Below are 8,972 nucleotides of genomic sequence, written 5' to 3'. Positions count from 1 at the left end.
ATCTTTAGTTTTATCATATTCTACTTTAGGTATAGCTTCATTTTTATATAGCTTTTCATTTATCACATACATTTTTTTACTGGTATCAAAAATGTTTTTTAGAGACTTTGATTGAATATTGTAGTTTAAATAATTTCTATAATATTCATTATCCTCTTCTTCAAATAAATTTTTTTCTTCTTTTATAGATAATAGTAAAGTCTCTGTATTTTTTACTATTTCTTCTGTATTTTCTATCCTAGAGATAATCATATTAGTATTTTCCCTAGTTTCCCTTAAGTCAGCTTTGTATTTCAAATATTTATTGTAATAATTTTTTTCTTCAGACTTGTCCTTTTCAAAATAATTTTTATTATCTAATATGCTCTTTTTTAATTTATTTAAGTTCTCAATGTCTAACTTCTTAGCATTAAATTCCTTTTCATAAAAGATTTCTTTAACCTTTAAATCAGAGTAATCTATAGTATATAGGATTTCTCCCTTTTTAACTTTCTTTCCCTCTTCTATGTAAACTTCCTTTACTTTTCCATTTATCATATTATTTATAGTACTTATTCTTTTATTTGGCCTTACTACTCCTTGGGCTTTTACTACTACGTCCATTTCTCCAAAATAGGACCATCCAAGTCCTATGAGTAGGATGCTTATTAATAGATATATGAATATGATTGTAAAGGGATGGGGTTTACTTTCTAGTAATTCCCTACTATCAGTAAGTTCTCTTATATCCTGTATTACATGCTTCATGCCGTATACTCTCCTTGTATGGTTACTACTTCATTATTAGGAAGTTGCTCTTTCCATAAATCATAGTATTTTCCCTTTTGTTCCATAAGATCACTATGACTACCACTTTCTATTATTTCCCCATTATCCATCACATATATTTTGTCACATTTCATAATAGTACTTAGTCTATGGGCTATTATGATAGTAGTTATATCTAATTTATCTATAGTTCTTTCTATGGCCTTTTCTGTTATGGAATCTAGGTTACTAGTGGCCTCATCCATTATTAATATATCTGGTTCTCTAAGAAGTGCTCTAGCTATAGAAAGTCTTTGCCTTTGACCCCCAGATAAATTAGTACCATTTTCCTCAAGTAAAGTGTTATATCTCAGAGGTAATTTATTAATAAAATCATGGGCACTGGCCATTTTACAAGTCTCTACCATCTGCTCAAAGTCTATATCCTCATCCCCTAGTGAAAGATTTTCTTTTATAGTTCCACTAAACATGAATATATCTTGAGATATGTATGCTACCTTTTCCCTTAGTTTGTCCACATTTATATCCTTCACATTATATCCATTTATAAGTATATCTCCCTTTTCACTATTATAAAAACGCATAAGTAATTTAGCTAAAGTAGTTTTCCCAGAACCACTTTCTCCAACTAGGGCTATTTTTTCTCCTATTTCTATATTAAAATCTATATTTTTAAGAACCAATTCCCTAGTTCCATATCTAAAATCTATATTATTAAACTCTATTTTTCCCTTTAATGAATCTGGATTTATTTTTTTATCCTCATCAATATCCTTTTCTAATTGTAAATCTAATATTTCCCCTAATCTATCTGATGCCACTATGGCTGTCTGCATCATAGGTTGTAAGTTTATAAGGTTCTTTATTGGATCTATAAAATATGCCATTAGAGAATTAAATACTAGTAATTGTCCCACAGATAATTCTCCTTGTATTACTTTATATGACCCAACCCAGAGTATAACTACTCCCCCTAGGGTAGCTATGGCCCCTGTTAGTGAACCCTGTAAATTCCCTATTATTCCACCTTTTAAAACATTTTTAAGAAGTTTTACAAACTTCTTTTCTGTATTTAATTTTGCATAGTTCTCTGCATTAAATGATTTTACAGTTTCTATACCATTTAAACTTTCCACTAAATAAGAAGTAAGTTGAGAATTATTCTCCATCTGCTCTCTATTTATATCTCGTATAGGTTTATTAAAGGCATAGACTATAATCATATATAGTAATAGCATTATTACTGCTATTCCAAACAAAAATCCATTTTGTGTATAGAGTATTATTCCACCAGCTATGGCCATTAGTGTATCTATCATTATAGTTAATGTGGCCCCTGATATGGCACTTCTAATTTTAGAAGCATCCATGAACCTAGATATGATTTCTCCCACTTTCCTAGTTCCAAAGAAATTCATAGGTAATTCTATAACGTGTTGATAGTATCCTAGTATAAGAGGAATATCTATCTTTTGACTTAGATACAACAATAGGTGTGATCTAAATGCACTCAATAATATTTTAAAAATGTTTAATAATATTATTCCTGCTGATAAAATATGTAATGTTTTTTCTAGTTTATACCTCAGTACTTCATCTACTAAAGCCTTAAAGTAAAAGGCTCCCAATATACCCAATATGGTATATACTATGGATGCAAAGAATATATTTAGTATTAATCTTTTCTGAGGTTTTAAAAGACCAATAAATCTTTTAAACAAACCTATAGTTTCATCTCCAGTTTTAAACTCTGCCGTAGGCACCATTAAAACTAATACACCAGTCCATATTTTAAAAAAGTCCTCAGGTTTATATTTGACTATTCCCTTACCTGGGTCTGCCACTATTATTTCTTCTTTAGCTATTTTGTGGATTACTACATAGTGAAGAAACATTTCATCCATAACAACGTGGGCTATGGCTGGAAGGGGAATTTCACCATATAGACCTTCTGAATCTCCCTTAACTCCCTTTGCAGTAAAACCTAGTTTCTGTGCTGCTTGTATGAGTCCATATACATTAGTACCATTTTTATCAGTACCAGCCACTTCCCTTATTTTACTTATGGGAATTTTAAGACCATAGGTTTTACAAATGGTAGCTATACATGCAGCTCCGCAGTCTTTTATATCGTGTTGCTTTATGCATATATATCTTTTATATTTATCTAGAATCTTTTTCACCATAGTACTCTCCAATAGATTATTTATTGTAGTTCCTTTAATCCTTCAGGTGGCTTTGGCTCATAATACCAGCCCTTACAAAACATATTCATATCTAATGTACCTACAAATGCAAATAAACTTATGTATAATGATACTATCTTATACTTCATCTTTAATCATCTCCTGTGTATTTAAATCTGTCCCTATAATAAAATAAATCCATAGAAAAATGACATTTTCAGGACGAAAATGTCATTTTAAAGGACGAAAATGCAATTTTTTTATTTAATTCCTATTTGGGTCAACAAATCATCGCAAAAAACTACAAATATTTTTCCCATTTCAGTACAGGAAAAAATCCTTAATAAACACCCAATATCTATGGACAACATATATATTAAAAAACTTTCATTTATAAAATATATAAAAATCATAATGATATATAATAATATTATTAGTTTTAACCCCTTAATATTTTTTTGTATTACTAATATTAATATATTTAACATACATACCATCATAATAATCGTACTTATAATATAACCATGAAAATCATGTAAATACTTTATGATTAATGATGGTCCTATGAAATATATACAAGTGAATATGGCACATCTACTAAAACTAGTACAATGTTGACTTTTTATAGATCCTTTAAATATTAATCCTATTATCATCATGGGCCACAAATATTTAAAGGTACCTAGGAAATAGGAAATAATAGATGCCATGAAAAATTCAATGATTATACCTAAGACTATACTAAAGCCATATTGGGCTTTCAATCGCCTAGTCTCATCTATATGACTAAATGTATCTAAATTAAAAATCTTTTGGGATATTTTCTCTATATTTATTATTTTAATCACTCCATTACAAATCTAGGAATTCGTACTTCCACCTGAAAGTAATCTTTATGAATGCATATTTCTAAGCTACCTTCTAATTTTTCTACTCGTTCTTTTATGATAGAGATTCCATATCCCCTACCTTCACTTTCCTTTGTAGAAAATCCTTCCTCATGTATTTCATCCATAATAATATTATTATGATATCTATTCTTAATAATAAAAATATAATCTAATGGATTCGATTCCATATCTATATAAATTTTTCTCTCTTCCTTACCCATATCCTTACAAGCGTCAATGGCATTATCTAATATATTAGATAAAATAGAGACCAAATCTATTATTTTATTTCCATTACAATTAATATAAGTTCTATTTTTAAATTCTACCTCTATATTTAACCCTTTAGCTTCTCTAATCTTTGAATATATTAACACATCTAATTCCTTAGAACCCACGTCTACAGTTATTAGTATATTGTCTATTTCCCTCTTATAATTACCTATATAATTATTTAATTTATCATATTCTTTATCTTCTAATAATTTACCCATGACTAACATATGATTTTTTATATCATGTTTGTGCTTTATATATCTTCTATTCTCATCTTTTATGAAATTGTATTTCATCCTGTTCATATTATGCTCTTCTTCTTTTTTCCACGTTATATACAAGTCCTTTATTATAAATATAATAAAAATATTCATAATAAATATTATCGATCCCAATACCAACTCTATTAAGGCCATATGCTTTGATTGGAAATAGTTTAATTTCTTCATGAAATTGTTATTTATAAGTAAACTTAACAAGGTCCCTTGTATAATAATATATACTATAATCCTTTTATACTTTTTTTCAGATATATTTTTCATTCATATCACCTATTCTCTATAAACACTGTGATTCTTCTTTTATATATCACAATTGCCATTATACTATGTACTATTATTTGAGGTGTAAAACATTTTAAAGCTAGTATTATATCTTTACTAAAATCTAATGGATTAACATTAAAAATCAATATTAATGATTGAATAAAAACAAACTCTAAGGCAAAACCTATAGATTCACTTACTAATATTGATATTGTCCATTTGAATACATGTCCTCTATTAATAATGATTCCCGTTATAATATATATCAATAAAATTATACTAGTATATATTATATAACTATCTATATTTGCCCTTATAAAATGTTGACTTATAGCTACACCTATACTTATAGGTATCCATTTTTTGAAATCCATCCTCTTTCCTAAAAAGCCATAGGCCATAGGGATACTCACAAAAAATTGTGGTGTTGAAAATAATAATATCTTCAAAATCACATGATTGTCTATCTTAATCACTCCTATCTAAATTATCTTTCTCAATTCTGATAATAATTTTTTAGATAATTGAGCTTTATGACTTCCATTGTAAAATGAAATTTCAAGGGATGTCCTATTCATGGGAACTATTGATGATATTTTTTTTATATTAACAATGTAAGACCTACTGCTTTTAAAGAAGTCTTCATGTTTTAATATTTCCTCTACTTCTTTTAAAGAATGATTTACCACATATTTATCCTTAATCGTATAGATTATGGATTTATTTTTATTGGCTTCTGCCATATATATATCTTTAATAAAAATATTTATAAATCCATCTTCAACTTTAAATGAACAAAGTTTCTCTTCCACATTATACTTCCTCTTCAATCGCTCTAAAGTCTTTAACAATCTGTTAGTATCTATAGGCTTTTCTATATAATCAAAGGTATATAATTCTACTGCCTCCCTTATATGCTCACTAAAGGAAGTAATAAATATTATATCCATATGGGGTAACTCACTTCTTATTTTCTTAGCTACCTCTATTCCATTTATTTTAGGCATATCTATATCCGTAATAATAATCTCTGGTTCTATCTTTCTTATGGCCCTTAAAAAATCTTCTCCATCTTCTGTAGAATAAACTACTTGAAATCCATCTATCTGAGCGACTTTATCAACTAATGATTTCCTAAAAATCTCATTATCTTCTCCAATAACAATTTTTAAATTCATAGCATCACCTCTATAAGCTTGTATAAATAGCCATTCATACAAAATATTATATCATAGGATTATACAATTTTTTCATTATTTGTATTAATTTGTAATATGATTCAATGATACCTTTTCTACCTTGTAGGGGTTAACTTTTTTCAATGTTGCAAGCTGAAATTCATTTAACCATATAAATTTAAAGGATATGAGAAAGATAAACTCCGTGGAAAATAGTTTACATTCTAAAAATAAACTTAAAAACTCAACTTTCCCATGTGAAAAAGAGCATCTAATCCTTGAAAAAAGTTCATATGGTGTTCTTTTTCTTATTGCAGAAAAAATACTATTTTTTTCAAGGATTATATGCAATTTTCTAACTGGGAAAGTTGAGTTATTTTAAGTTACTAAATTTTCATTCTTTCACACTATCTGTGGAATTTTTAAACAATAACAAACCTGTATGTTGTTCTCTCCTCTATCTATGGCTAATGTTTTAATCTTTTTACCTGTTCTATTGATAATCCAGTTTTTAAAGCTATTATTTCCATATCTAAAATATCTAATAAACTTCTAGCAATTTTTATTTTTTCCTCTTCTTTACCTTCTTCTCTGCCTTCTTTTCTACCTTTTTCTCTACCTTCTTCCATGGCACTGCTTATCATATTTGCTCTTTCATGTAATGATTTTTCTCTAGCCCTATATAATGCTAGAGTCTTTGGGTTACTACTTAGATATTCTAATCTCTCTTCAGCCTTTTTTATATCCTTATCCATATCCAACAACTCCTTTAAGGTTTCATCTGATATGTCATCTCTGAGAAATGTCAACCATCTTTGCAATTTATCTTCCTTTAAATTTTTTTCCTTCAAATTTTTAAATTTAGGTGTTTCTATGAAATGTACCTCCACTAAATCAGTCAACATATAATCCTTTTCTTCATCTTCCCATAGATGAAATTTCTCAAGTTCCAGATAATTAAAATCTAATATGTTTATTGTTATTACCTTTGATAGATCTTTATAGTCTTGCCCCTTACCAATTCCCTCATTAAATAATCTACCCCAATAAAATAAGGTCCTTTTATCCATATTCCTTTGGTCTGTTAATTGGACTTCTATATTTATTTGCATACCATCTGCCGTTTTAGCTCTAACGTCTAAGATACCCGTTTTATCATCTAGCATTTCCTTCGTTAACTCTTTGTTATCTATTATTTCTAAACTTACTAACCTATTTACATCTGGTCTATCTAAAACTGCATTTAAAAATGCTATTAAATTATCTTTTACTTCATTTTCCCCAAATAATTTTTTGAATATAAAATCATTTAGAGGCTTTAATCTTTCCATCTTATCATCCCTTTCATACTTATATTATATAATATGTGAGGCATTATAATCAATTTAGGCATATGAAAGAAATATGAAAAACACACTAATTTAAATTTGGATAATAATTTAAATTAATGTGTTCTTTTATAATAGCCCCTTTAATATCTATTTATTAAAATATTCCTTTGGTGGCTTTGGACCAAAGAATTGGTAGTAGTCTACCTTTATTCTACCGTTGAATAATTTTCTCTTTTTATCTGCTTTTTTACCATATAACTTCTCTAATTCTTCATCAGAAGTTATTACATACTTTGACCAGGTCTTAAATCTATCAAAGACTTTACCCATCCTCTTATAAAGTCTTTGAACTTCTGCCTTCTCACCTAATCTTTCTCCATAGGGAGGATTAGTGATTATATATCCATATTCCTTATTTGAATGAATCTTTCCCATATCATGGGCTTCAAACTTAATACACTCATCTACCCCTGCATTATATGCATTGTCCTTAGCTATCTTTATAGTTCTAGGGTCTATATCTGATGCGTATATATCTAGTTCTACATCTTGACGAATAGATTTTAATGCGTGGGTTCTAGCATCCTTCCAAGCTTGTTTTGGTATTCTTGACCAGTTCTCTGATATGAAACTTCTTTGTAATCCTGGGGCTATATTTTTCCCTATCATGGCTGCTTCTATGGCTATAGTGCCACTTCCACAAAGTGGATCTATAAGGGCTCTGTCCCCTCTCCATCTGCTTATCATTACCATAGCTGCTGCTAGGGTTTCCTTAAGGGGAGCTTCATTAGCAGTCTCCCTGTATCCTCTTTTATGTAGTCCCACACCAGATGTATCTATGGTAATTGTAGCTACATCCTTTAAAAGGGCCACTTCTATTCCATATTCTGCACCCGTTTCCTTAAACCAATCTACCTTATATTGAGCTTTTAATTTTTCCACTATGGCCTTTTTAGTTATGGCCTGACAGTCAGATATACTAAATAGGGTAGACTTTACACTCTTTCCGTTCACAGGAAATTTATCATTTTCACCAATCCACTCATGCCAAGGTAACTTCTTAACTCCTTGAAACAATTCCTCAAAGGTAGTAGCCTTAAATTCTCCCATCTTAACCAATACTCTATCTGCTATCCTAAGCCACATATTTAATATGGGAATATCCCTTTCCTCTGCCTTAAATTCTACTTTACCATTATCTACTTTTGTTACTTCATATCCTAAGTTTTCCACTTCTATCTTTACTAACTTTTCCAACCCAAAGGTTGCCGTTGCAATTAATGTTAATTCCATCTTCTTCTCTCCTATATCTTATTCTTTAGTATTATAACACATGTGGTTAAGCAATATTAATTTTGTTGACTAATTGTTGACGTATTTTTTATAATATTTAAAATGTAAAAATTTATCCATGTTGATTGTAAATAATGATAAAATTAAACAAAGTATGTTATATATAGATTTATTGGTTTTAAATTTGTTTTATACAGTAACTTGCCTATAAGGGAAACCATTGAAAATTTTTGGAACCCTGGAACATCACAACATCCTATGCTACTCCAACATGACACGTGAACCTATCTACGAAGATTCACACTTTCGCTTGTGACAAGGACTTGGGTGGAAAAGATTTTCAATAGTTTCCTGAAATAGGCCCACATAAAGCTGCTTTATAAATACGAAATCTATATAGATTTATTGGTTTTAAAATTGCTTTATACTGAATATAAAATTTTTTTCTCCCAAAACTTATATTATAGATATCTATAGTATAAGAAAAGGAGTCCTAATCATGGGT

The 8,972-nt window shown here is 29.0% G+C and carries 9 protein-coding genes; all 9 read right to left on the bottom strand.

Features of this window, described 5'->3' with window-relative positions:
* The coding region (locus N4A57_RS09025) for a biotin/lipoyl-binding protein (RefSeq protein WP_293657671.1) at positions 1–747 on the bottom strand (747 nt) is incomplete at its 3' end.
* Positions 744–2,954 (bottom strand): peptidase domain-containing ABC transporter, encoded by a 2,211-nt coding sequence (locus tag N4A57_RS09020; protein WP_293657670.1) that lies wholly within the window; start codon positions 2,952–2,954, stop codon positions 744–746. The genes N4A57_RS09020 and N4A57_RS09025, both read right to left, overlap by 4 nt.
* A 20-nt stretch (positions 2,955–2,974) precedes the next feature.
* Positions 2,975–3,103 carry a cyclic lactone autoinducer peptide gene (locus N4A57_RS09015; RefSeq protein ID WP_293657669.1) on the bottom strand — a complete coding sequence of 43 codons (129 nt, stop codon included), beginning with the start codon at positions 3,101–3,103 and terminating at the stop codon, positions 2,975–2,977.
* Between the two features lie 111 nt (positions 3,104–3,214).
* Positions 3,215–3,802 (bottom strand): accessory gene regulator B family protein, encoded by a 588-nt coding sequence (locus tag N4A57_RS09010; RefSeq protein WP_293657668.1) that lies wholly within the window; start codon positions 3,800–3,802, stop codon positions 3,215–3,217.
* On the bottom strand, positions 3,799–4,425 hold the full coding sequence (locus N4A57_RS09005; protein WP_293657667.1) for a sensor histidine kinase: 627 nt from the start codon (positions 4,423–4,425) through the stop codon (positions 3,799–3,801). Before N4A57_RS09005 ends, N4A57_RS09010 begins: the two co-directional genes overlap by 4 nt.
* A gap of 242 nt (positions 4,426–4,667) precedes the next feature.
* Positions 4,668–5,141 (bottom strand): hypothetical protein, encoded by a 474-nt coding sequence (locus tag N4A57_RS09000; protein WP_293657666.1) that lies wholly within the window; start codon positions 5,139–5,141, stop codon positions 4,668–4,670.
* 6 nt (positions 5,142–5,147) lie between these two features.
* The gene (locus N4A57_RS08995; protein WP_293657665.1) at positions 5,148–5,843 is read right to left on the bottom strand and encodes a LytR/AlgR family response regulator transcription factor; all 696 of its coding nucleotides are present in this window, start codon (positions 5,841–5,843) and stop codon (positions 5,148–5,150) included.
* Between the two features lie 467 nt (positions 5,844–6,310).
* A complete protein-coding gene (locus N4A57_RS08990; protein WP_293657664.1) occupies positions 6,311–7,174 on the bottom strand; it encodes an Rpn family recombination-promoting nuclease/putative transposase in 864 nt (287 codons plus the stop codon).
* A gap of 147 nt (positions 7,175–7,321) precedes the next feature.
* Entirely contained in the window at positions 7,322–8,467 is a 1,146-nt protein-coding gene (locus N4A57_RS08985) for a THUMP domain-containing class I SAM-dependent RNA methyltransferase (RefSeq protein ID WP_293657663.1), read from the bottom strand.
* Positions 8,468–8,972: the final 505 nt, after the last annotated feature.

Source organism: Anaeromicrobium sp., from assembly GCF_025210435.1.
Taxonomy (GTDB): Bacteria; Bacillota; Clostridia; order Peptostreptococcales; family Thermotaleaceae; genus Anaeromicrobium.
Note: the sequence above shows the minus strand (reverse complement) of the source record. Positions and strands in the feature narration are given on the sequence as shown.